General features: G+C 68.6%; 19 protein-coding genes. 3 read left to right on the forward strand and 16 right to left on the reverse strand.

The genetic code is table 11. The features are described from left to right. Positions 1-76: 76 nt before the first annotated feature. The 15 genes from ftsZ to dinB form a co-directional block, all read right to left on the reverse strand. Positions 77-1,291: a cell division protein FtsZ gene (gene ftsZ, locus ABD134_RS05675; RefSeq protein ID WP_344227435.1), complete on the reverse strand. Its 1,215-nt coding sequence runs from the start codon at positions 1,289-1,291 to the stop codon at positions 77-79. A gap of 266 nt (positions 1,292-1,557) precedes the next feature. Then, complete coding sequence (locus ABD134_RS05680; protein ID WP_344227437.1) at positions 1,558-2,382, reverse strand: cell division protein FtsQ/DivIB; 825 nt, start codon at positions 2,380-2,382, stop codon at positions 1,558-1,560. Further along, a complete protein-coding gene (gene murC / locus ABD134_RS05685; RefSeq protein ID WP_344227735.1) occupies positions 2,379-3,845 on the reverse strand; it encodes a UDP-N-acetylmuramate--L-alanine ligase in 1,467 nt (488 codons plus the stop codon). Before murC ends, ABD134_RS05680 begins: the two co-directional genes overlap by 4 nt. A gap of 20 nt (positions 3,846-3,865) precedes the next feature. Beyond that, complete coding sequence (murG, locus tag ABD134_RS05690) at positions 3,866-5,056, reverse strand: undecaprenyldiphospho-muramoylpentapeptide beta-N-acetylglucosaminyltransferase (RefSeq protein WP_344227439.1); 1,191 nt, start codon at positions 5,054-5,056, stop codon at positions 3,866-3,868. After that, positions 5,053-6,324, reverse strand: a complete 1,272-nt coding sequence (ftsW, locus tag ABD134_RS05695) for a putative lipid II flippase FtsW (RefSeq protein ID WP_344227441.1) — start codon at positions 6,322-6,324, stop codon at positions 5,053-5,055. The genes murG and ftsW overlap by 4 nt, the downstream gene beginning before the upstream one ends. 11 nt (positions 6,325-6,335) lie before the next feature. Next, positions 6,336-7,880: a UDP-N-acetylmuramoyl-L-alanine--D-glutamate ligase gene (gene murD / locus ABD134_RS05700; protein WP_344227443.1), complete on the reverse strand. Its 1,545-nt coding sequence runs from the start codon at positions 7,878-7,880 to the stop codon at positions 6,336-6,338. Continuing rightward, positions 7,877-8,980, reverse strand: coding sequence for a phospho-N-acetylmuramoyl-pentapeptide-transferase (mraY, locus tag ABD134_RS05705; protein ID WP_344227445.1), 1,104 nt, complete (start codon positions 8,978-8,980; stop codon positions 7,877-7,879). Before mraY ends, murD begins: the two co-directional genes overlap by 4 nt. Then, a complete protein-coding gene (locus tag ABD134_RS05710) occupies positions 8,977-10,503 on the reverse strand; it encodes a UDP-N-acetylmuramoyl-tripeptide--D-alanyl-D-alanine ligase (protein ID WP_344227447.1) in 1,527 nt (508 codons plus the stop codon). The genes mraY and ABD134_RS05710 overlap by 4 nt, the downstream gene beginning before the upstream one ends. Further along, positions 10,500-12,242 (reverse strand): Mur ligase family protein, encoded by a 1,743-nt coding sequence (locus ABD134_RS05715; protein ID WP_344227449.1) that lies wholly within the window; start codon positions 12,240-12,242, stop codon positions 10,500-10,502. The genes ABD134_RS05710 and ABD134_RS05715 overlap by 4 nt, the downstream gene beginning before the upstream one ends. Before the next feature lie 17 nt (positions 12,243-12,259). Further along, positions 12,260-14,059: a peptidoglycan D,D-transpeptidase FtsI family protein gene (locus ABD134_RS05720; RefSeq protein WP_344227451.1), complete on the reverse strand. Its 1,800-nt coding sequence runs from the start codon at positions 14,057-14,059 to the stop codon at positions 12,260-12,262. Positions 14,060-14,137: 78 nt separating this feature from the next. Further along, positions 14,138-14,920 carry a cell division protein FtsL gene (gene ftsL, locus ABD134_RS05725; protein ID WP_344227453.1) on the reverse strand — a complete coding sequence of 261 codons (783 nt, stop codon included), beginning with the start codon at positions 14,918-14,920 and terminating at the stop codon, positions 14,138-14,140. Then, on the reverse strand, positions 14,917-15,867 hold the full coding sequence (gene rsmH / locus ABD134_RS05730; RefSeq protein ID WP_378108451.1) for a 16S rRNA (cytosine(1402)-N(4))-methyltransferase RsmH: 951 nt from the start codon (positions 15,865-15,867) through the stop codon (positions 14,917-14,919). Before rsmH ends, ftsL begins: the two co-directional genes overlap by 4 nt. Before the next feature lie 232 nt (positions 15,868-16,099). After that, positions 16,100-16,531 carry a division/cell wall cluster transcriptional repressor MraZ gene (gene mraZ, locus ABD134_RS05735; RefSeq protein WP_115931494.1) on the reverse strand — a complete coding sequence of 144 codons (432 nt, stop codon included), beginning with the start codon at positions 16,529-16,531 and terminating at the stop codon, positions 16,100-16,102. A gap of 530 nt (positions 16,532-17,061) precedes the next feature. Beyond that, positions 17,062-17,430, reverse strand: coding sequence for a DUF3040 domain-containing protein (locus ABD134_RS05740; RefSeq protein ID WP_344227460.1), 369 nt, complete (start codon positions 17,428-17,430; stop codon positions 17,062-17,064). 113 nt (positions 17,431-17,543) lie between these two features. Beyond that, complete coding sequence (gene dinB / locus ABD134_RS05745) at positions 17,544-18,812, reverse strand: DNA polymerase IV (RefSeq protein ID WP_344227462.1); 1,269 nt, start codon at positions 18,810-18,812, stop codon at positions 17,544-17,546. A 67-nt stretch (positions 18,813-18,879) separates the two neighbouring features. Between dinB and ABD134_RS05750 the strand changes: the two genes are divergently transcribed. Then, complete coding sequence (locus tag ABD134_RS05750; protein WP_344227464.1) at positions 18,880-19,989, forward strand: polyprenyl synthetase family protein; 1,110 nt, start codon at positions 18,880-18,882, stop codon at positions 19,987-19,989. Between the two features lie 22 nt (positions 19,990-20,011). Here ABD134_RS05750 and ABD134_RS05755 read toward each other — a convergent pair whose 3' ends face one another. Continuing rightward, positions 20,012-20,401, reverse strand: coding sequence for an Rv2175c family DNA-binding protein (locus tag ABD134_RS05755; RefSeq protein WP_344227466.1), 390 nt, complete (start codon positions 20,399-20,401; stop codon positions 20,012-20,014). Positions 20,402-20,650: 249 nt separating this feature from the next. Here ABD134_RS05755 and ABD134_RS05760 point away from each other — a divergent pair, with 249 nt between their 5' ends. Together ABD134_RS05760 and ABD134_RS05765 are read left to right on the forward strand one after the other, a co-directional pair. After that, complete coding sequence (locus tag ABD134_RS05760) at positions 20,651-22,354, forward strand: LysM peptidoglycan-binding domain-containing protein (protein WP_344227467.1); 1,704 nt, start codon at positions 20,651-20,653, stop codon at positions 22,352-22,354. Between the two features lie 43 nt (positions 22,355-22,397). Then, positions 22,398-24,701, forward strand: coding sequence for a PASTA domain-containing protein (locus ABD134_RS05765; RefSeq protein WP_344227469.1), 2,304 nt, complete (start codon positions 22,398-22,400; stop codon positions 24,699-24,701). Positions 24,702-24,719 lie beyond the last annotated feature (18 nt).

The raw sequence follows: 24,719 nt of genomic DNA on the forward strand, positions 1-24,719 counted from the left end.
CGGCCGGGGCCGTCATGGCCCCGGCCGGTCGCCGATGGTCGGTCACGATGCCTCCGGCACGGTCGTCGCCAGCTGCCTACTTCAGGAAATCAGGGACATCGAGATCGTCACGGCCGGGACCGGACAGGTCCGGCTCGACGACAGTCGGCAGGTCCTGCTGGGCGGGCTCTGCCTTGTAGCCGGAGGTCTCGGGCTTCGGCGCGGCTTCCTGGGCAGCCGGGACGGGTTGGTTCGGGACGGGCTGGTTCGGTGCCTGCGCCGCACCGTTCTGGGCCGGCAACCCTGACTGCTGGCCCTGCGGCTTGGTACCGGTGTTGAAGCCGCCGGAGGGTGCGGAGGTGGCGTCGACCTGGTCGAAGCCGGCGGCGATGACGGTGATGCGCGCCTCGTCGCCCAGCGCGTCGTCGATGACTGCACCGAAGATGATGTTCGCCTCCGGGTGGGCGACCTCCTGGACCAGTCGGGCTGCTTCGTTGATCTCGAACAGGCCCAGATCGGAACCGCCCTGGATGGACAGCAGCACGCCATGGGCGCCGTCGATCGAGGCCTCCAGCAGCGGGGAGGCGATGGCCAGCTCGGCTGCCTTGACGGCACGGTCCTCGCCCTGCGCCGAACCGATGCCCATGAGGGCAGAGCCGGCGCCCTGCATGACGGACTTCACGTCAGCGAAGTCGAGGTTGATCAGGCCGGGAGTGGTGATCAGGTCCGTGATGCCCTGGACACCGGACAGCAGGACCTGGTCGGCGGACTTGAAGGCGTCCAGCACGGAGACGTTGCGGTCCGAGATGGACAGCAGCCGGTCATTCGGGATGACGATGAGGGTGTCGACCTCGTCCCGCAGTGCGTCGATCCCGCTTTCGGCCGACGTGGCTCGGCGGCGGCCCTCGAAGGTGAAGGGGCGGGTGACGACACCGATCGTCAGGGCACCGAGCGAGCGGGCGATGCGGGCGACCACGGGAGCACCACCGGTGCCGGTGCCGCCACCCTCGCCTGCGGTCACGAACACCATGTCCGCGCCGCGCAGGACCTCTTCGATCTCCTCGGCGTGGTCCTCGGCGGCCTGGCGGCCGACCTCGGGGTTGGCGCCGGCGCCGAGGCCACGGGTGAGCTCGCGACCCACGTCCAGCTTCACGTCGGCATCACTCATGAGCAGCGCCTGGGCGTCCGTGTTGATGGCGATGAACTCCACGCCGCGGAGTCCGACGTCGATCATGCGGTTGACGGCGTTCACGCCGGCGCCGCCGATGCCGACGACCTTGATGACGGCCAGGTAGTTCTGCGGTGCTGCCACGGTATTTGTCCCTTGCTCGGTGTCTGTCTGTCTTGGTACCCGGTGGTGACGGTGACGCCCAGCGCCCGTCCCGGCCACTCAGGTTGGCTTAACGTTCAGGTTGAAGGTTATTGTTATGTCAACCTGTCTTCTGGTTGAAACGTTATGGTGCTGGCGGCGTTCGTGCAAAGACCCGCCACCGGTGTGTCGCCATGGTGTCCGCACCTGGCACTGATGTGCGGCCCTGCGTCCGCGTCGGCGACCGTGCACGCCCGGGCCACCGGACCTCACCGGGTCACCGGCCGGTCCGGCGTGGAGACGTCGAACTCCTGGATCGGTGCCTCCTCGTTCCCGGGAACGTTCAAGAGGGCCTCGAGGACCTGGGCCTTCCGGGCCCCCTTGTCCGCGTTGCCCCAGAGAACCGTTCTGCCGTCCGTCAGCTGGAGGGTGACGGAGTCCACGGTCTCCGCAGTGGCGGACTCCATGCGTGTGCGGATCGGCTCGGGCAGCGTGCCCAGGACCGAGGTGATCGCGTCGAAGACCTCGGGATCGCTCACATCCTCCGCACTGGACACGCTGGGCAGCCGATAGGTGGAGGCCCGCTCTTCGGACAGGGTGGCCAGGGCCTCCCCATGCTCCGAGTACAGGACGTGGCCCTCCCCCTCCGGGACCATGGCCACCGGTTGGTGCTCCACGATCTCCACCGACAACGAGTTGGGGGGCTCGGCATGGACCCGGACCGTGTCCACGGCCGGTTCCCCGGCCACGAGGTCCTCAACGGTCCGCTGGCCGACCTGCGGCAACGGCACTCCGATGACCGGCTCCAGCAATTCCTCTGCATGGCTCCGCTCCAGCAGGTCCGTCCCCGTGACCTTGAGCTGCTGGATGGCCAGCACCGGAGAGAAATACAGCACCGCCCCGAGGATGCCCAACAGCACCAGGGCACCGGCCCCGCCGAGCAACCACAACCGGCGGTGCCGCCTGCGGACCTGTCCCTCCGTTTCCGGGAACTCGACCACATTGTCCGCAGGTCGGACGGTGTCCTCGGAAACAGAAGAATCGGAAGAAGCCGACGAGCCCGCCCCGTTGCCTGTGGTCCGCTCGTCTGTCACGCGCGTCCCGCCTGCTCTGTCAGGGCCGCCAGCACCGCACCGCCCTGAGCCGTGACGTCCCCTGCTCCCATGGTGAGGATGACGTCACCGGGCTGGGCTTCGGACACCAGGGAGGCGACGGCGGCTCGCGCGTCCACGGGCACGGTCGTCGACCCTGGCAGTGCGGTGCGGACGCGGCGGGCGATCAGCGAGGAGTCGACCCCCTCGATCGGTTCCTCCCGCGCCGGGTAAACCGGCAGCACGCGGACCCCGTCCGCCGCCGAGAGCGCCGCGGCGAAGCCCTCCGCGAAGTCGCGGGTGCGCGAGAACAGGTGGGGCTGGAAGAGCACGTGGACTCGGCCGCGGCCGGCCACGGTCCGTCCGGCGGCGATGGCGGCCGCCACCTCGGTCGGATGGTGGGCGTAGTCGTCGAAGACCCGCACTCCGGCGGCCTCCCCGCGGAACTCGAAGCGGCGTGCCGTGCCCCGGAAGGCCTCGAGCCCGCGTGCCGCGGCACCGACGTCGAGGCCGGCGTGCCGTGCGGACAGGAGTACCGCTGCCGCGTTGAGCGCGTTGTGCCGCCCGGGGACGGCCAAGGTCAGGGCCGTCGTCTGTCCATCCGCCCACCGGTAAGTGAGCCGCTGTCCGGTGCCACCGGACAGTTCAGCCAGCTCACTGTTCACCAGCACGAGGTCGTCGGCCCGAGCGGGGTCCGATCCATAGGTGACCACTCTGGGCGCCGGACGGCCGTCGACGGCTTCGGTGCGTGCCCACTCTGCGGCCTCGCGTGCGCCGGTATCGTCGGCGCAGGCCACCAGGACGCCCTCGAGTGGCAGGAGCCGGATGAAATCCCGGAACACCTCGGTGACGGCCTCCTCCGAGCCGTAGAAGTCGAGGTGGTCGGCCTCCACATTGGTGAGGATGGCGATCTCCGGGCGGTAATTCAGCAGGGTGCCGTCCGATTCGTCGGCCTCGGCGATGAACCACTCGCCCCCGCCGGCCGCGGCATTGGTTCCCAGCCCGGCCACGGCGGCCCCGACCGCGAAGGTGGGATCGGCGCCGGCGTCGGAGAAGGCCATGGCAGCCATGGAGGACGTGGTGGTCTTTCCGTGGGTGCCGGCCACGGCAAGGACCCGGTGACCGGACATGGCCGCGGCCAAACCCTCGGAGCGGTGGAGCACGGGGATCCCGCGATCCACGGCGGCGTCATACTCGGGATTGCCCGGACCGGCGATGGATGAGGCGATGACGGTGCCCACCACTCCCCCGCCGTCCTGGGCGAGGCGGTCGAAGTGCAACGCGTCGTAGCCGACGAAGACGGTTGCTCCGGCCGTTTCCAATTCCCGCATGACCGGGAGGTCCTTGGCGTCCGTTCCGGAGATCTCGACGCCGAGTTGCTGCATGATCCGGGCAATGCCGGAGACGCCGACCCCGCCGAGGCCGAGGAAGTGGACCCGCCCCAGATCGGTCAGGGTTGGGGACATCGATGGGGCTGACGGGGGGTTCACGAGGCGTCTCCCGGGTGGTTGCTGGAGGAGGAAGAAGATGACGAAGAGGCCACGCCGGCGGCCCGCAGGACGAGCCTCGCCATGGTGCTGTCGGCATCCCGGATTCCCTGGGCCTGGGCTGCGGCGGACATGGCGGCCAGCCGCGCGGGGTCCTGGGCGAGCGGGAGGAGCTCGCGCCGGACCCAGTCGGCGGTGAACGCCTCATCCCGGACCATCAGGGCTCCGCCAGCCGCCACGAGTCCGCGGGCGTTGAGGGCCTGCTCCCCGTTGCCGATGGGCAGGGGGACAAGGACGGCGGGCAGTCCCACGGCGGCGAGTTCGTGCACGGTGCCCGAGCCGGCCCGCGCCACGATGAGGTCCGCGGCCGCGTAGGCCTGTTCCATCCCGTCGAGATACTCACGCTGGTGGTAGCCCTCAGCGGTGACCGGGGTGCCGTCCTCGTTCAGGACCTGCTTGTCCCGCCCAGTGAGATGGAGCACCTGGAGCCCGGCGGCGGAGAGGTCCGGCAGCGCGGCGGCAATCGTCCGGTTGACGTTGAGGGCGCCGGAGGAGCCCCCGGTCACCACCACGGTGGCGAGCTCGGGGTCCAGGCCGAGGGCGCGCCTCGCCGGTGCCCGTGACGCGTCCCGGTCCAGCGTGGAGATCTCCCGGCGCATGGGCATGCCGACGCACAGGGCCCGCGGCAGGACGGTCTCCGGGAAGGCCGTGGCCACGACGGCGGCCTTGCGGGCACCGACCTTGTTCGCCAGCCCGGCGCGGACATTGGCCTCGTGGATGACCAGCGGCACGCCTCGGCGGGCCGCGGCCAGGTAGACGGGGGTGGAGACATAACCGCCCACCCCGACCACCACGTCCGCACGGCGGCGGTCCAGGATCTCTCCGGCCTGGGTGACGGCCCGACGAAGCCGAACGGGCAACCGCACGAGATCCATGGTGGGACGGCGGGGCAACGGCACCCGCTCGATGGTGTCCAACTCGTAGCCGGCACCCGGGACGAGCCTGGTCTCCAGGCCCGAGGTCGTGCCGACCATGGTGCAGTGGATGCCGGGACTTCCGGCATGACCGGCCAGCGTGACGCCCGCCCCGGCGATGTGTGCCGCCTCGAGGGCACGCGCGATCGCCAGCATGGGGCTGACGTGCCCGGCGGTCCCACCGCCGGCCAGGACGACGCGGAGCGGTTCGGTCATGATCGGGCCTTCTTCCAGGCGCGGGCGGCGCCAGCAGGGTGGATGGGCGGTCCGGAGGTTCCGGAGGCGGCGGTTGTTGCGGTGTTGGCGGCACGTCCTACCGCTGCCTCCTCCTCCTGGCGCTGTTCGCGGGCGAATGCGAGGACCACGCCGATGCCGGCCAGGACGAAGGTCAGCGCCGAACCACCGTAGGAGATGAAGGGCAGCGGGACACCGATCACTGGCAGCAGGCCGGTGACCATGGCGATGTTGATGAAGGCCTGGCCGATGATCCAGATGAGGATGCCGCCGGTGCAGATCTTGACGAAGAGGGAGTCCGAACGGCGCGCCACCCGGAACAGGCCGATGGCCAGGCCGGCGAACAAGCCGATGACGAGCAGGGTCCCGGCCAATCCGAGTTCCTCGCCGAGGATGGTGAAGATGAAGTCGTTCTCCGCTTCCGGGATGTAGCTCCACTTCTGGCGGGACTGGCCCAGGCCGACCCCCCACCAGCCGCCGGAGGCCAGGGCGTACATGCCGTGGTCCGGCTGGTAGCAGGGTTCTGTGGGGAACTCGCAGTTGCCCATCCATGCCTGGATGCGCACGGCACGGTTGGCCGAGGTCAGCGCCATGATCCCGGCCCCCAGAGCACCGATCCCACCGGCGATGAGGAAGTAGCGTAGCCGGGCTCCGGCCAAGAACAGCACGGCTGCCAGGATCATCATGATCACCATGGCCGTGCCGAGGTCGCGCCCGACCATGATCAGGCCGAGCAGGATGGCACCCACCGGGAAGATCACGGGGACGATGGAATGCTTGAGCTGTCCGATCAGCTTGGCCTTGCGCTCGAGGACCACCGCCGCCCACAGGGCCAGGGCCAGCTTGGCGGCCTCGGACGGCTGAGCCGTGAACGAGCCGATCTTCAGCCAATTCTGGTTGCCGTTGACCTCGTGGCCGAGAGGTGTCAGCACCAGGGCGAGCAGGAAGATCGCCAGCAGGATGGCTGGCCAGGCCAAGGAGCGCAGGCGGTTGGTGCCCAGCCGCGAGAGGACGAACAGGACGGCGAAGCCGACGACGGCGAACATCGCCTGCCGGATGAACAGGTCATACGATCCCGAGGATTCCCCGATGTTCTCGACCGATGAGGACGAGAGCACCATCACCAGGCCGATGACAGTCAAGGCCGCTGCGCAACCCAGGATCAGGAAATACGAGGTGCGGCTGGAGCCCTGGCCTTCGAGGAATCCCCGGGCCCGACGCCACAGGGGCCGGTGGGGTGTGGTCACCATGCAAGGGCTCCTTAGCTGCCCAGCCCCTTGGCTTCCATGAGGCGGGCGACGGCATCGATAAAGGCGTTTCCTCGGTCTGCGTAGGATTCGAATTGGTCCATGGACGCCGCTGCCGGCGCCATCAAGACGACATCCCCGGGCCGGGCCACCGCATTGGCTTCACGGACCGCTGCGACCATGGCCTGATGGCCGTCCGAGGGGCCTGTTCCAGTGTCCCGCACGGCAGTGGAGAGAACCGGGATGTCCGGCGCGTGTCGCCGCAACGCCCCGGCGAGTTCGCCGGGATCGGCGCCGATGAGCACGACGGCGCGAAGCCGGCCGACATGGCGGGTGACGAGCTCGTCATAGCTCACACCCTTGGGCAGGCCGCCGGCGATCCACACCACGTCCGTGAACGCCGCCAATGACGCATCGGCAGCATGCGGGTTGGTGGCCTTGGAGTCGTTGATCCACAGCACGTCATCGGCCTGGGCCACCAGCTGGATCCGGTGGTCGCCCGGCCGGTAGGCACGCAGCCCGTCGCGGACCGCCTCGGGTGGCACCCCGATGGCGCGGACCAGCCCGGCCGCCGCCAGGGCATTGGCGACCTGGTGCTGGGGGGCGATCGGACCGAGGTCCTGCAGCTCGCCGAGCTCCAGGGCCTGGTTGGCCCGGTCCGCCAAGAAGGCGCGGTCCACGAGGAGCCCGTCGACCACGCCGAGCATGGACCGCCCCGGGGTGTCGGTGGTGAAGGAGATGGCCCGGCAGCCCTCCTGGACGTCCGCCTCCTCGACCATGCGCATGGTCATCGGCTGCTCCTCGTTGAAGAGGCAGGCGAGGCGGGTGTGCTCGTAGATCTTGGCCTTGTCCGCACAGTAGGCCTCGAAGGAGCCGTGCCAGTCGACATGGTCCTCGGCGAGGTTGAGCACCGCTGAGGCCGCGGGCTCGATGTGGTGGGTCCAGTGCAGCTGGAAGCTGGAGAGTTCCACGGCGATGGTGTCCCAGCCCTCGGGATCACGGATCGCGTCCAGGATGGGCGTGCCGACGTTGCCGCACGCGATGGCCCGTTGGCCGGCGGCCAGCAGCATGGACTCGACCATGCCGACCGTGGTCGTCTTGCCGTTGGTGCCGGTGACCACCAGCCAGTCCGCGGTCTTGCGTCCGGCCCGTTCGCGGACCCGCCAGGCCAACTCGACGTCTCCCCAGATGGGGACGCCCGCCGCGGCGGCGGCCGCCAGGAGGGGTTGGTCGGGCCGCCACCCCGGGGAGGTGACAACGAGTTCGGGGGCCAGCCCGCCGACGTCGGGCAGCACGGCAGTGTGCCGCTCCCCCAGTAGCACGTCCTGGACGCCGACGATCAGGAGGGTGTCCGCCTTGGCCCGGTGCTCGGGGCTCTCCTGGCCGTCGACGACCACCACATGGGCGCCGAGGTCGGCCAGGGTGTCCGCCGCGGCGAAGCCGGACAGGCCCAGTCCGGTGACGACGACCCGCAGGCCCGTCCAGTCGGCATCCCAGCTGGTGAGCGCCGCCAGACGGGCAGAGGGGTCGGAGCGGCTCTCGGGAATCTCGGAAGTCACTGGGACAGCACCCACTCGCCGTAGAACAGGGCGATGCCGACGGCCACGCAGAGCAGCCCGATGATCCAGAACCGGATGACCACGGTGACCTCGGCCCAGCCCTTGAGCTCGAAATGGTGTTGCAGCGGAGCCATCAGGAACACCCGCTTGCCGCCGGAGATCTTGAAGTAGCCGACCTGGATGATCACCGAGAGGGTGATGAGGACCATGAGCCCGGCCAGGATGACCACGAGGAGTTCGGTCCGGGACATGATGGCGAAGCCGGCGAGGGCGCCGCCAAGAGCGAGCGAGCCGGTGTCCCCCATGAAGATTTTGGCCGGGGCGGTATTCCACCACAGGAATCCGATCAGGGCGCCGGTGAGGATGGAGGCAAGCACCGCCAGATCCATGGAGTCGCGCACCTCGTAGCAGCCGGGCCCCTCGCCGGTGACCCCGCACGACTGGTTCGCCTGGAACAGGGTGATCAGCATGTAGGCGGCGGTGATCATGGCGGTGGCCCCGGTGGCCAGCCCGTCCAGCCCGTCCGTCAGGTTCACGGCGTTGGTGGTGGCCGTGGTGATGAGGTTCGACCAGACCACGAAGAGGATCACGCCGAGGACCGGCCCGGCGAAGGCCAGGTCGATCGGCAGATCCCGGACGAAGGAGATGGCGGTCGAGGCAGGGGTCAGTCCGCGTTCGTTGGGGAAGTTCAGGGCCAGCACGGCGAACGTGATGCCGACCACGGCCTGCAGGACGATCTTCGCCCAGGGAGTCAAACCGAGCGAGCGCTGATTGGTGATCTTGGTGAAGTCGTCCAAGAAGCCCACGAAGCCCATCCCGACCATGAGCAACAACAGAATCATGGCGGAGGCCGTGATCCCGGCGTTCTCCAACTGCAGACCGGACATGATCCAGTGGGTCACGAAATACGCAAGCACGGTGGCGACCACGAAGACCGCTCCGCCCATGGTCGGCGTGCCGCGCTTCGTCGCATGAGAGGTGGGACCGTCATCACGGATGAACTGGCCGTACCCCTGACGAACGAGGAACTTGATGAACAACGGAGTGCCGATGAGTGTCAGCACGAGCCCCAGGAGGGCACCGATCAACAGGCCTATCACTGGCTCTGCTCCTTCCGGTTCCCGATGGTCGGGACTTCCATGGGGCCCGGACCGGCCGGACCGTGTGCGAACCGATCGCCCAGATCTCCCAGGCCGGCACCGTTCGAGGACTTGAACAAGACGATGTCACCCGGGGCAAGCTTGTCCCGGAGCAGCACCTCGGCAGCGTCGAGGTCATCGGCGAAGTCAACCTCGTCGCCCCATGACCCCTCGTTCACGGCGGAGGTGTAGAGCGGGCGGGCGCCGCGGCCGACGACCAGGAGCTGGCTGATGTTGAGCCGGACGACGGCCGTGCCGATCGCGGTGTGCTCGCTGATGCGGGCATCGCCCAATTCGAGCATCTCGCCCAGCACCGCCCAGGTGCGCCGTCCCGTGGACCGGCCCATCATGGCGAGGGTCTGCAGGGCCGCCCGCATCGACTCGGGGTTGGCGTTGTAGGCGTCATTGATGATGGTGATGCCGTCGGGGCGGTCGGTTCGCTCCATCCTCCGGCGGCTCACGGGGCCGGCGCCATTGAGCGCAGCGGCGATGTCCTCCACAGTCAGGCCGGCGGCGGCCGCGGCCGCGGCGGCAGCCGCGATGTTGGAGGCGTGGTGACGGCCGATGAGACCGGAGACCACGGGGTGGGGTTCGGCGCCGGTTCCCGCACCGAGCCGCAGGTCGAACTCGGGCTGCTCGTCGGCGTTCGTCGTGAGCGAGTCGGCCAGGGCGGAGAAGGCTGCCGTGCCCGCCTCGAGGTCCGCGTCCACCAGCGGGAAGGAGCCGTCCTCCACGGAGAACCAGACCACGCGACCCGGGGTGCGGGAGGCCATCGCGGCCACACGGGCGTCGTCCAGGTTGAGCACGGCGAAGCCGTTCGACGGCAGGGACTCGACCAGTTCGCCCTTGGTCTTGGCGATGTTCTCCACCCCGCCGAACTTACCGGCGTGAGCGGAACCGACCATCAGGACGACCCCGATGTCCGGCTGGACCATGGAGGAGAGGTACTCGATGTTGCCCAGCTCATCAGCGCCCATCTCGATCACGAGGTAGCGCGTGTCCAGCTCGGCCCGGAACACGGTGAGCGGCACGCCGACCTCACCGTTGTAGGAGTTCTGCGGAGCCACCGTAGGCCCCGCGGTGGCCAGGATGGTGGCCAGCAGGTCCTTGGTCGTGGTCTTGCCGGCGGAGCCGGTGATGCCGATGACCGTGGTCGGCGAATGAGCGCGGATCCGTCCCACGATGTAGGTGGTCAGACGTCCCATGGCCAGCACCACGTCGTCCACGATGACCGCGGGGTCCGGCCGGCCCTCGGCGTCGTTGGTCTGCCGCTCCGCCAGGATGAGCGTGGCTCCGGCGGCGCGGGCAGCGGGGATGAAGTCGTGCCCGTCGGCGTGCTCACCGGGCTTGGCGATGAACAGGGTCCCGGCGGCGGCTTCCCGGGAATCGGTGGTGGCGGAGTCGACCGTGGCACCGGGCGGCACGGAGGCGGTGAGGGCGCCTCCCGTGGCCTCGGCGACGGCGGTTGCGGTGAGTTCGATCATGACCCGTCAACTTTACGTCCACGCCCATGAGAATCCGATGAGGGGCCGAAGCCGTGCCGTGCCAGGGCGGCCCGGAGTTCCATCCGGTCGTCCAAGGCCACATCCACACCGTCCATGTCCTGGACGGTTTCATGGCCGCGGCCGGCCAGCAGCACCGTGTCAGCAGGTGTGGCCAAGGACACGGCCAAATCGATGGCGTCCTGGCGCGGCGCCGCCTCGTGGACCTCGACGTGGCGGCCGGTCCCGGCGGCCTGACGGGCCGCTTCCCGGACGCCGGTGAGCACCTCGGACCGGATGCCCGCAGGTTCCTCGGTGTGCGCGTCGTCATCGGTGACGATCACGACGTCGGCCCATTCGGCCGCGATGCGACCCATCACCGGGCGTTTGGCCCGGTCCCGGTCCCCGGTGGCGCCGAACACCAGGATCGTGCGTCCGCTGGTGTTTCCGGCCGCTTGGCGGGCGTCCCGCACGGACTCCAGGGCACGCACCATCCCGTCCGGATTGTGGGCGAAATCGACGATGCCGTCCGGGGACTGACCGACGACTTCCATGCGGCCGGGCACGGCTGTGGCGAAGGGCCCCTGGCCCACCGGTACGTCCAGCACGCGGGCCACGGCATCCCACTCGACCCCCGGCAGGGATTCGAAGACCATGACGGCGGCCAGCGCGGCGTTGGCCACGTTGAAACGGCCGGGCAACCCGGTGGAGGCGACGACGCTACGGCCGCTGGCGGCATGGAGCAGGGTGAACCGGTACCCCAGGCCGATGGCCTCAAGGGACGTGATGGTCCAATCCGCGCCCGTCAGCGGAGTGCCCCCGTGGTCGGCCGCCGGCCCCAGGGACAGAGTCGCGGTGGGGCAGCCGGCGGCATCGGCCATCCTGGTCCCCCAGGTGGCGCCGTCATGGTCCGGGGCATCGGGACCGCCGTCCAGGGTGATGACGGCACGGCCGGTCCGTCTGGCATCGAAGAGGCCCGCCTTTGCGGCGAAGTACTCCTCCATGGAGCCGTGCAGGTCCAGGTGGTCCTGGGTGAGGTTGGTGAACCCGGCGACGGCAAAATGCAGGCCCGCGACCCGGCGGTAGCTGATGGCGTGGGAGGAGACCTCCATGGCGACCGAACTGACCTGTTCCTGGCGCATCATCGCCATCAGCGCGTGCAGCTGAGTGGATTCGGGTGTGGTGAGGGTGCTTGGGACCGAGCGACGTCCGGCGCGGATCTCGATGGTGCCGATCAGGCCGGTGGTCTCTCCCCACGCCTCCAGCAGCGAGGTGAGGAAATAGGTCGTGGTCGTCTTGCCGTTCGTGCCGGTGATCCCGTACATCCGCGGACCCGCCCCCGCATTCCGGTAGATGGCCGCGGCAGCCGGCCCAACGGCGTCGCGCACATTCCGCACCACCAGCACCGGGGTGCCGGTGGGCAGGTCACCGGCCAGCGCCGCCCCTTCCCGGTCCGTGAGGAGCCCGGCGGCGCCGGCTGCCACGACGGCCGCGGCAAATTCCGCCCCGTGGCGATTGGCACCAGGCACGCCCACGTAGAGATCGCCGGTTCGCACCGCACGGGAGTCCATCGAGATCCCTGCGGGGCCGGGCTGTCCGGGCAATCCGCTCTCCACGCCGGAGAGTTCAACGGGCAGGCCAGAGCGATGGAGCGCCTCGATGAGGTCGCTCCAATCCAGGGGGTCCGTGTGGTCCGGGCGGAAGGCAGCATCCTGCTCGGCAGGGGTCAGAGGTGAGGTCATGGTCGGGCAGTCCCCTCTTACCAGGGACGCTTCTGCGGGTCTTCGGGGAAGACGTCGTAGTTCTGCGGTTCCTGGTCGCTCGGCGGCACGTTGTACTTGGTCAGCAGGTAGGAGAGTACCTCGGCGGCGGTGTCCTCCACCTGCCAGGTCTTCCAGTCACCCTGCGGCCGGTGGACGGAGATCGCCACCACGAACTGCGGATCGTCGAGGGGAGCCACGCCGGCGAATGAGGTGGTGTAGCCGTTGTAACCGCCCACGCCGGCGGCCTCGCCGGTACCGGTCTTGCCGCCCACGCGGTATCCGGGGATCTCGGCCGGACCGGCGGTACCCAGCTCCACGACGCCCTCCATCAGACGGAGCATCTCCTCGGAGGTCTCCTCGGAATAGATCCGGGTGCCCTCGCCCTCGGGGACGACTTTCTCCGAGCCGTCGGCGTCGATGTAGGCATCGATCAGCTGGGCCTCCTTCTCCACCCCGCCGTTGGCCACCGTCTGCAGGATCTGCGCGAGGTGCAGCGTGGTCTGGGTGTAGCCCTGGCCGAACATGGTGGTGAACCGCTGGCGGCCGTCCCACTGGGACGGTTCCACCAGGATGCCCTTGTTGCTGCCGGGCAGGCCGATGTCGATGTGTTCTCCGACGCCGAGCTTCTTCAGGTAGTCGTAGCGAACCTGGTCCTCGACGGTCTGCGCGACCTGCACGGTTCCCGTGTTGTAGGACCGCGTGAAGATGCCTGCCGTGGTCATGTCATAGGTGTCGTGGGGCATGGAGTCGTTGATGACCTGTCCGCCGAACTTCTGCTTGTTCGGGACCGTCCACGTGTCCGTCGGGGAGACGCCGCCTAGCTCGAGAGCCGTGGCGAAGGTCGAGATCTTCCCGGTGGATCCCGGCTCATAGGACTGTGTCAGTGATGTGGGCCGCCAGAACAGGCTGTCCGTGGCCGAGGGATCGGAGGGGTCCACGGTGGTCGAATCGGCCATCGCCACGATCTCGCCGGTCTTGGCGTTCATCACGGTGATGTTGCCCCAGGCGGCGTTGTAGGACTCGGTCTTGCGGGCGATCGCCTCCTGGGCGAACCACTGCACGTCCTGGTCGATGGTCAGCCGCAGGTCCTGGCCGTCCACGGCGGGGGTCTCGGAGAACTCCGCGTTGGGGATGCGCACGCCGTCCGCGGCGATCTCGTAGGTCCGCTGGCCCTCCGTGCCCGAGAGGTGCTCGTCCTGGCTCAGTTCGAGACCTTCCAACGGGGTGCCGTCTCCCCCGAGGAAGCCGAGGATGGATCCTGCCACCGAGCCATTCGGATAGGAGCGTTCAGACACCGGTTCGGCCAGGAGGCCGGGGATGCCGATCTCCATGGCCTGTTCCTTGACCTCCGGTGTGATGCCCTTCATGACCACTTTGTAGGGACGGTCACCGACCATGCGCTCGCGCAGCTCCTGGGCGTCCACGTCAAGGATGCCGGAGAGTTCCTGCAGGGAGTCCTCCAGGGCCACATCCTCCATGGCGTTGGTCTCGTTGTCCCACTTGCGGTAGTCCTGGACGAGCCGCTGGTCCGCCACGAGGTCGTAGCGGTCCACCGAGGCGGCGAGCACACGGCCCTGGGAGTCGAGGATAGAGCCGCGCTCCGGTGTGATCGAGACGGAGCGCAGCCGCTCCTTCATCGCCTCCGAGGCATGGCCCGATGCGTCGACACCCTGGATGACCACCAATCGCAGCGCCAGCACCACGAGCAGTCCCAAGGCCAGGAGGATGCTGAGCCGCAACCGACGCCCGCTGGCGTCCACGGCGGCGCCTGTTCCGGTTCCGGGAGTCCTGGCCATCTACGGTGTCCTTCCTGCCCGGCGACGGGTGCGGTGTTCGGTGGGGTCCTACGGGTGGTCGGTCAGAGGTGGGTCAGGTCAGTTTCCACGGGCGGAGAACTCCGGGGCCGGGATCGTGCCGCCGTTGAGGCTGTCCGATCCGCCGGCCACATCCTCCTGCGCTGGGCTCTCAGCCATGTCCGCCGAGCCGTTCCCGGTGACATCCCCACCGGTCGGGGCGGGCAGGTCAGCGAAGGCACCGACGCCGACGGGGTCCTCAATCGCCTCGGGGGTTTCCGCGTCCGAGGCGGTGGAGGCCGAGCCGGCAGCGGCTGCCGCGTGCTTCTCGGCGGGGCTTTCGGGGGCGGCCACGTGGCCACTGGGCTTGTCCTCGGCGTCGGCAGCGGTGGCGGTCCCGGTGACCGCACCGCTGGGCAGATCGATCGAGGCGATGTCTCCCGGATTGACCATGCCCAGCTTCGTGGCCTCGGCTGCCAGGTTCTGCGGGGCTTCCAGGTGTTCGACCTGCTGGCGGAGCAGCTCGTTGGACTGGCTCAGGTCCAACTGCTCGTTCTTGAGCGAGACCAGCTCGTATTGGCGGTTGGACACCGTGATATTGGTGACGAGGACAGTCATCAGTGCAGCGACCAGGACGGCGATGCAGAGACCCGCGAATCCGCGGCCGGACTTGCGGATGGGAGCGGGGACGAGCGCCAGCGGGGTGCGCCGGCGCGACGAGGAGTTCTGGCCGGCGTCGCCATCGGGCTGCCGTTCGGACCGGATGACGGGTTGCCAAGGAGCAGCCTGTCCGACCTGCGGAGCGGTGCTCTCGCGGGTCGGGACGGGCTGCTGCATGGCGAGTCGCTGCTGCGTTGCGGTCATGCTTTGCTCCTTGATGCTCTGATCTTCTCAACTGCTCGCACTTTCGCTGAGGAGGCGCGAGGGTTTTGTTCGATTTCTTTCTCAGTGGGTTTGTCCACGCCCCGGGTGACGACCTTGACCACGGGAGCGTGTTCCTCGAGTTCGATCGGGAAGCCGGGGGGTGCCGTCGAGGTGGCGTCGGCCATGATCGCCCGCTTGGTGATCCGGTCCTCGAGCGAGTGATAGCTCATGACGACCAGTCGGCCGCCAACGGCCAGGTGCCGTAGCGCCGCCGGGAGAGCCTCCTCGAGGACGTCGAGCTCCTCGTTCACCTCGATCCGCAGTGCCTGGAAGGTCCGCTTCGCCGGATGTCCTCCGGTCTTGCCGGCCGCCACGGGGACTGCCCCGCGAATGACCTCGACGAGGGGGCCGGTGGAGGTGAAGGGCGACTCCGACCTGGCCTGGACGATGGCCGAGGCAATCCGCCCTGCGAACTTCTCCTCGCCCCAGGTCCGGATGATCCGCCGCAGCCGATCCTCGTCATAATCGTTGACCACGTCGGCGGCGGTGATGCCGCCCGTGGTGTCCATGCGCATGTCCAGCGGCGCGTCGTATGAATAGGCGAAGCCCCGCCCTCGCTCGTCCAGCTGGTAGGAGGAGACGCCCAGGTCGTAGAGCATGGCATCGGCCTCGTGGAAGCCCGCGGCGGCGAGGGCGTCACTGACCTCGTCATAGGTGCCGTGCCAAGTGTGGAGCCGCTCCCCGGCCCAGGCCAACCGCTCGCCGGCCAGGCGCAGGGCCTCGGTGTCCCGGTCGATGCCCACGACGACGGCGTCCGGGTGACGCTGCAGGATCGCCTCGGCGTGGCCGCCCATGCCGAGGGTGCCGTCGAGGTAGACCGGCGTGCGTCCGGCCCGGCGAGCGGCGTCGAGGCCCGGCGACATCAGGTCCAGGACACGGTCTTGCATGACGGGTACGTGCCGGTCCTGTGCCGGAGTCGGTTCGGTTGCCACGCGTCGCCTCCCCTTCCCTCGCTGATGGGTGTTCCGGTCCCTTAATTGACAGGCGGACCCTTGGACCAGATCCCCATCCGCTCACCGGTTCCGTGCCTGGCCCGGGGGAAGTCGGGTCAGGTCCGGCCGAGGGCGGCTGGAGGTCTCATTCAAGAATCCGCGCTGTGTGGTTTTGCACCCTGGTCTCCTAGAAGATCCCGGGCAGTACTTCCTCGTCAGTCTCGGAGAACGCGTTCTCCTGCTCCTCCAGGTAGGAGGACCAGGATCCGGCATCCCAGATCTCGGCTCTGCTGCCGGCACCGATCACGGCGAGCTCCCGGTCCAGTCCCGCATAGCTGCGCAACGGAGCCGGGATGGTGATGCGTCCCTGCTTGTCCGGAGTCTCATCCGACGCACCGGACAGGAACACACGGATGTAGTCCCTGGCCTGACGTGAGGACAGTGGTGCCGACCTCATTTGTTCGTGGACCTTCTCGAACTCACGAGCACTGAAGACATAGATGCAGCGCTCCTGCCCTCGAGTGAGGACCAAACCCTCGGCCAGCTCCTCGCGGAACTTGGCCGGGAGGATCAGCCTCGCCTTCTCATCCAGGCGCGGCGTATAGGTCCCGAGGAACACGACCCACCGCCTTTGCCGTCCGAGAGGTGCGCGTGACCCTCCTTCTTCACCACCATCCTCTGATGTCCTCCACTTTACCCCACAACCCCCCACAGTCAAGCCAAAACGGGCTGAAGACACGGTGTGGCTCAGCGTCGTTCACGGCTGCCATCACATCCCCGCCCAGACGTCCTCCCTTGGCATCATTGGGCTCCACGGCCAAGACACGGCACCTCCCTCCGTTCAGGGTCAGACGGGGAGGGAGGTGGAGGGAGTGGAGGGAACCCCGCGCAGACGATGACTGCCTGCCGCCTGCCACGGCGTCGATACCCCGCCACGGGACGGAATCCCGCGCTGGGCTCGCCGGGGACGGGAAGTGGGGGGGGGAAGTGGGGAGGGAAGCGGGGAGGGAAATGGGGAGGGAAATGGGGAGGGAAATGGAGGCCCGCCGGCACATCCCGTTAACGACGAAACCCCGCCGCTGAGCGACGGGGTTGCGATTGCGGACATGCCACGGCATTCCGGAGCATTCAGTAGTGTTCAGCGCACGATCAGGGTTCCTGGTTGCGGCGTTCCTCCCACCGCTGCTCCAGATTCGCCATGAAGGGCGAGTTCTTCTTTGCTGCGGTGGAGTCGTGGCCCCGTCCACCAGTGGTCTGCCGCGACCGACTCGTGGCCACGTAGACCCCAGCCGCCATGACGATGAACCCGATGATGCCCAACCAGATGAACTGTTGGGAGACGCCCCACAGGAGGGCGCCGAGTCCCACCGCCGCGGTCACCGCGCCGGCCACCAACCGGGTGGTCGAAAAACGAGAGGTACCCGCTTCACTCATGCTCGTGGCAAAGTGCGGGTCCTCTGCATTCAGCTGTTGTTCCAGCTGCTCAAGGAGCTTCTGCTCCCGCTCAGACAACGGCATCGCTGCCTCCTCTTCCGGCCCGGGCCTTCCCGTCCCTCTAGCATAGGGCTCGGCCGGGGCCCCACGCCATATCGGTGACGCCCTTGACCGTCTTGATACGAACAGTTCCGCGATCAGCGAATATCCTTGCGCCGATCCGGTCCTTTTTCCGGAGCGTTCCGCTCCACCAGCGTGGCCGGCTTCAACGCGACGTGTGGGAATTTTCGGCGGATGTCATCGGCCACCCGATCCGCCTCGGACCAGTTTGCGGGAGGGCTTTCGTCCTCCCACAACAGAGCCTCCTGCACCACCTCGTCGGCGCCGGACAGCCGCTCTGCTCGGATCCCCAGCAACCGGACTGGGATGTGCTGACCGTCCGTGAGTCCGGCCAGGAGGGCCTCAGCAACCTCCGCGAGGGGCCCGGCGGAGTCCACGGGCGTCGTCAGCGTCATGATGCGGGTCTTCACGGACAGGTCCGGCGCCTTGACCTTGACGCTGACCGCCCCCGCGCGGAAGCCGGCGCGGCGTAGCCTGATAGCGCCCTCATGGGCCAGCGCCACCAGGTGCCGGTGGAGGACAGCCGGGTCGCGGACATCCTGCTCGAACGTCTTCTCCACACCCAGGCTCTTGGTCTCCCGCTCAGGCGTGACAGGACGGGGATCGATCCCCCGGGCCAGCTTCAGCAGGGCCGGCCCCTGGACTCCCAGCCACCGCTCCATCCGCTGTGGGGCCTGGGCCGCCAGATCAGCCACCGTGGTGAGGCCGGCCGCCATCAGTCGCTCACGCAGGACCGGCCCCACGCCCCAGAGGGCGGAGACCGGCAAGGGATCCAGAAAGGCGCGGGTCTGCTCCGGTGGGACCACCACCAGGCCATCGGGCTTGGCCCGCGTGGAGGCGATCTTGGCGACGGATTTGGTGGCCGCCGCACCAACGGTGCAGGGCAACCCCGTCCGTTCACGGACCTGCTCCCGGATCAGGGTGCCGATCCGCGCGGGCGAACCGAGCCGGCGTCGTGCCCCGGAGACGTCCAGGAAGGCCTCGTCGATGCTGAGCTGCTCCAGAGCCGGAGTGAAGGACTCCAGGATCCGCATCACCTCCGAGGAGGCCGCGGCATAGCGTTCGTGCCGGGGTTCCACCACGGCGACGCCCGGGCAGAGCGCCTGGGCGTGCGCCAGCGGCATGGCGGAGCGCACTCCGAAGGCACGTGCCTCATAGGAGGCCGACAGGACCACCGATCGGCCGCCACGATGTGCGACGAGCGAGGGGATCCCCGTGAGTTCCGGATGATCGAGCAGTTCCACCGCCAGGAAGAAGGCATCCATGTCCACGTGCAGGATCACGGCGTCCCAGGAACCATCCGATCCGCCGCCCTCGGCGGATGTTGGGGTCCTGCGCTCTGTCATGAAACCAGCTTAGAGCCCGCGGCCACCGGTAGTCTGGGCACGCCGCCGAACCGCCCTAAGGAGCACCGTGCCTTTCCCCCCTTCTGCCCCCCAGCCCACCGACGTCGACCACGAGTCGGCCTTCGCCCAGGCCGTCGGGGACCGCATGGTCGAGCTATTGGACGGGTACCACGGCCGCGCTGCGGCGATCTCCGCCTCCGCCACTCCTTTGGTGGAGTCGATTGCCGGACTCGTCCGCGGCGGGAAGAGGATGCGGGCCGTGTTGTCCTGGTGGGGCTGGCAGGGTGCCGGCGGTCATCCCGATGACCCGTGCATCCTGGACGCAGCCGTGGCCCTCGAGTTGTTCCAGGCCGCGGCCCTGATCCATGACGACATCCTCGATCGGTCCGACACCCGCCGGGGAGCCCCCAGCATCCACCGCGCCTTCGAGGTCCGGCACCAGCAGGCGGGTTGGCGGCAGGACCCGGGCCACTTCGGGGTGTCCGCCGCCATCCTGACGGGCGACCTGTGCCTGTCCCTGAGCGAGGAGGTGTTCGCCTCAGCCGCCGACGCCTCCCCGAACCCGGCGGGTGCGCGAAGCCTGTTCAACGAGATGCGCTTCGAGGTCATGGCCGGCCAGTACCTGGACATCCTCGACGAGGTCGAGGTGCCGGGTCAGGACCCGGCCGAGGCGCTGCAGCGGGCTCGCACGGTCCTGCGGTTCAAATCCGCCCGGTACTCCGTGGTCCACCCGCTGGGCCTAGGTGGGATCCTGTCCGGCGCGGACGGGGACCTGCTGGAGCACTACGGGCGGATCTCCGCCCCCCTGGGTGAGGCGTTCCAGCTGCAGGACGATCTGCTCGGCGTCTTCGGTGACCCCGAGGTCACCGGCAAGCCGGCCGGGGACGATCTGCGCGAGGGGAAGCGCACCGAGTTGGTGGCACACGCCCTGGACCTGCTCACCCCCAGCCAGGTGGCAGAGGTGGAAGCAGCGCTGGGCGATCCGGAGCTGACCCCTGCGGCGGTGTCCCGGATCCAGACCCTGATGGAGACAGGAGGCGCCCGCGCCCGGGTGGAACGCGAGGTCCTCGACCTCGGTGATGCTTCCTTGACCGCCCTGCTCGAAGCGCCCATGGATCAGGACGCCAAGGCAGGGCTGGAGCGGTTGGCCCGGCAGATCCTGGACCGGAAACACTGACCTCCGGCCGGCGCACGGGCGACTACCAGGCCAGCGCCTGCGCCCTCCGGCGTATCTCCGTCTTGCGGCCCTCCCGCAACGCGTCGATGGGGCGGCCCGGGAGGGATTCGTCCGAGGTGTAGAGCCAGCGAATGGCCTCGTCATCCGAGAAGCGGGCGTCCCTGAGGACCGAGATGGTCCCCTTCAGCGGCTCCAGGGGCCCCTCTTCGGTCAGGAAGAGGGCCGGAACGGCGCGGGCGTGGCGTTCACCGACCTTGGCGGTCAGCAACCGTCCGTCACTGACCATGTTGTGGACCCGAGTGACCGGGATGTCCCATTTCTCGGCCAGGTCGGGAAAGAACTCCCAGTCCTGCACCAGGTCTTCGAGCGTCGGCTCCTGCGATGCGGCGTTGTTGCCTGCGGCGGTATTCACCTACCCAGCCTAACGACTGACGCGGAACTGCGGGACAACCCTTCCCTCGGACGGTTGCCCCGCCTGTCCACGCGCAACGCGGCTACGTTGCCGAATCGTTACCGTCTAGATTCCCTTCCGTAACTACCTTCAGGTACGTTTACATCTGTCACATTTTCATTACAGGCATCATCAGACGTGGTTTGTCATTCTGTTCACACCCGTGACGGGAGCAGCCTCGGTGGTGCAGCACCTTCAGAGGAAACCCACATGACTGATCGCCCTTCCGGCACGCCACGCCTGTTGAAGTCCGCCCTGGCCACGTCAACCCTGCCGCTCATGGTGCTGGGCTCGGCCGCCCTGGCCGCGCCGGCCGTAGCCGACGCCCCCCGCCAGGCGCTCACCCCCCGGGCCGCCTCACCCGTGAACATCGAGACCGCACAGGTGCGACTCTCCTCCGCGACGCTGGCCTCCAGCGTTCCCACGTCCTTCTCCGGCGCCGGTGCCGTCAAGAGCGCCAAGGCCGCCGCCAGCTACACGGTCAAAGCCGGGGACACCCTGTCCCACATCGCCGTGCGCCATGATCTCTCCCTGTCGGCACTGTTGAAGGCCAATGGCCTCTCGGCCTCCACGATCATCCACCCGGGCCAGAAGCTCACACTCCCGGGCTCCGCGCCGTCGTCGTCGTCCACGTCTGCCCAGCCCGCATCCAGCGGCACCACTGCCCAGACCTACACCGTCAAGGCCGGGGACACCCTGTCCCATGTAGCCGTGCGCCATGGCCTCGCCCTCTCCTCCCTGCTGACGGCGAATGGCCTCTCGGCGTCGTCGATCATCTACCCCGGCCAGAAGCTCACGCTCTCCGGCGGCACCACGGTGGCTCCGGCCTCGTCCGGCACCTCCCCCACCGGCACCTCGACCACGGCCAAGACCTACACGGTCGCCTCGGGAGACACCCTGTATGGCATCTCCGCCCGCCACGGCGTCAGCCTGTCCGCCCTCCTCAAGGCCAATGGCATCTCCGCGTCCTCCACCATCTACCCGGGCCAGAAGCTCAAGCTCTCCGGTGGCGGCAGTGCCCCTGCCGCCACGCCGGCCGGCTCCGCAAGCGGGAACACCGCGTCCACGACCTACACGGTGAAGTCGGGCGACACTCTCTCCGGCATCGCCGCTCGGAACGGCATGGGACTCTCCGTGCTGCTGAAGGCCAATGGCCTGTCCTCGACAGCGATCATCCACCCGGGCCAGAAGCTCAAGCTCTCCGGCAATACCACCGTCGCCCCTGCGTCATCCAGCGCTTCCGACGGAAGTACCGTGCAGTCGTACACCGTCAAGTCCGGTGACACCCTCTACGGCATCGCGTCACGGAACGGCATCAGCCTCGCCACCCTGCTGACGGCGAACGGCTTCAGTGAGTCAGCCACCATCCACCCGGGCCAGAAGCTCAATCTTTCCGGGTCCGGGGCATCCGCCGCCCCGGCCGAGGGCGACCTCGTCCCGAACACCTTCCTGCACTACACCTATCCAGACCACATCGTCCGCGACGCCAACGAGAACAAGCGGGCGCTGCTCAATGCCGGAGTGCCCTCCCGTTCCCAGATGCAGGCGATCATCGCTGACACCGCCCGTCAGATGGGCGTCGATCCGTCCCTGGCCCTGGCCCACGCCTTCACCGAGTCCAGCTTCAACCACGCCTCGGTCTCCCCGGCCAATGCGATCGGTGCCATGCAGGTCATCCCGAGCTCGGGCGACTGGGCATCAGACCTCGTCGGACGCAAGCTCAACCTGCTGGACCCGCATGACAACGCGACGGCCGGAATCGCGATCATCCGCCAGCTGCAGCGTACGGCCGGGTCCTTCGACATCGGTGTGGCGGCCTACTACCAGGGCCTGGGCGGTGTGCAGCGCAACGGCATGAAGTCGGACACCAAGGACTACGTGGCCAAGGTCAAGAACTACATGAAGCGCTTCTGACCCTCTGGTCCCCGGACCGGACGTTGGGCCGGTCTACCCTGTAATGGTGAAGGAATACCGCGCCGACCCCATGAACGGGACCGTCATCGAGGGACGGTACGAGGTCCACACCCGGCTGGCCCGGGGCGGCATGTCCACGGTGTATCTGGCGGTGGACCAGCGCCTGGACCGCGAGGTCGCGCTCAAGGTCCTCTACCCCCACCTCGCCGAGAACCCCGACCTGGTCGAACGGTTCGAACAGGAGGCCAAAACCGCCGCCCGGCTCTCCCATCCGCACGTGGTCAACGTGCTGGACCAGGGCGTGGACGAGCACCCGGACGGAAACCTCGCCTACCTCGTCATGGAGTATGTACCGGGCTACACGTTGCGCACCGTCCTGGAACGGCGCAGCTCCATGACCCCTCGTGTGGCGTTGGCCTACCTGGAGGCCATCGTCGACGGACTGGCGGCGGCCCACCGGGCCGGCCTCGTCCACCGCGACATGAAGCCCGAGAACGTGCTGGTGTCCCGGGACGGTCGCATCAAGGTCGCAGACTTCGGCCTGGCCCGAGCCACCACCAACTTCACCGGGACGGGCGCTGCCCTGGTCGGCACCGTCGCCTACATCTCCCCGGAACTGGTCAGCGGCTCCCCCGCTGACGAACGCAGTGATGTCTACGCCGTCGGGATCATGGCGTACGAGATGCTGACCGGCCGCCAGCCCTTCACCGGATCCTCCCCCATCCAGGTGGCCTACCAGCACATCAACCATGAGGTGCCTGCTCCTTCCGAGGTGGTCACGGGACTGGCCGCCGACCTGGACCGGCTGGTGCAGTGGTCGACAGCGCCGAACGCACGTGATCGCCCGGCGGACGCCGCAGTCCTCCTGGCCGAGATTCGCAGTCTCCGCTCGTCCCTCCCCGACGAGGACCTCGATATCGAGGCATTCACGGCACCCGCGGCCGCCGGGGCGGCAACGGCCGCCGCAGGTCCGGTCGGCACCGAGGTACTGGGCTCTCAGGGTTACCACCACGAGGACGAGGCCGACGACCCCCAGGACGTCGACGACGGCGACGGGGCCTGGGACGGCGAGCCATGGGACCGGGACGCCACGGACGTCATCGGGTCTGTGGACCAGCCCGATGCCACCGACGTCCTGGACCCGGGGGCGACCACGGTCCTGCCGCCGTCAGGCCGTCACCGCACCTCGGTGCTGCCCACGTTCCAGCCGGACGAGCACGGCGAGCCACCTGCCGAGCCCCCGACCGACCAGTCCGACGTGTCGGGTGCGTCGGGAGCGCCCCTCGACGCTCCCAGGACGGACCAGGCCGGCAGGACGGACGCGACCGGCAGGCTCGGCCGGGCCGGGCGGACCTTCAGGCCACCAAGCCGTTCCACCTCTGCGCGCCAGGAGCGGCGCCAGGCAGCCCGCCAGGCGAAGACCCCCACGGAAATCCTCGGCCACCGCAGCGGCAAGCGCATGTGGATCTGGGCCGCCGTCGTGCTCATCATCACTGCCGTCCTGGTACTGGCAGGCTGGTTCTTCGGTGCCGGCCCCGGCGGCATGGTCACTGTCCCGGAGGTGGAGGGCCGCAGCAAGGTCTCGGCCGTGGATGCACTCCAGCAGACGGGAGTCGGCTACGCCCTGGCCAGCGTGCACCATGACGTGGTGGCCGAGGACAGCGTGATCGCCACCGACCCCCGGGGCGGAACCGAGGTGAGGCGGTTCAACACGGTACTGGTCACGGTGTCCTTGGGACCTGAACTGTTCGCGGTGCCCGATCTGACCGGTCTGGGGCAGGACGAGGCCGAGGCCACCCTCCAGGATGCCGAACTGGCCTTGGGCGCCGTGACCCACGAATACTCTGACACCGTGGAGCAGGATTCCATCCTCAGCCAGTCCCCTGCCGCCCAGGAGGAGCTGCGCCGCAACCACGCGGTCTCGGTCGTCGTCTCAGAGGGGCCCCAGCCGGTCGCCGTCCCTGATCTCTCCGGGATGACGGTGAAGGAGGCCACGACCGAGCTGGAGGCGGCCGGCCTGCAACTGGAGGTCAGCGGCAGCGAGCATTCCGCCTCCGTCGAGGCGGGCCGCATCATCAGCCAGGATCCGGCCGAGGGCGACGTCCTGCCCGGATCGACGGTCACGGCGGTCCAGTCCCTGGGGCCGAGGATGCTTGAGGTCCCTGATGTCACCGGACAACCCCAGGGTGAGGCACGCCGTCAGCTCGAGGAGGCCGGATTCGAGGTGGAGGAGACCGAGATCCTGGGCGACTTCTTCGGCAGCCGAGACGGCCGGGTGCGGAATCAGTCACCCGAGTCGGGAGCCGAGGCGGCCGAGGGATCGACGGTGCGGATCCTCATCCTCTAGTCATCCCGTGTCCGGCGG

This window comes from Citricoccus alkalitolerans (assembly GCF_039528175.1).
GTDB lineage: Bacteria > Actinomycetota > Actinomycetes > Actinomycetales > Micrococcaceae > Citricoccus > Citricoccus alkalitolerans.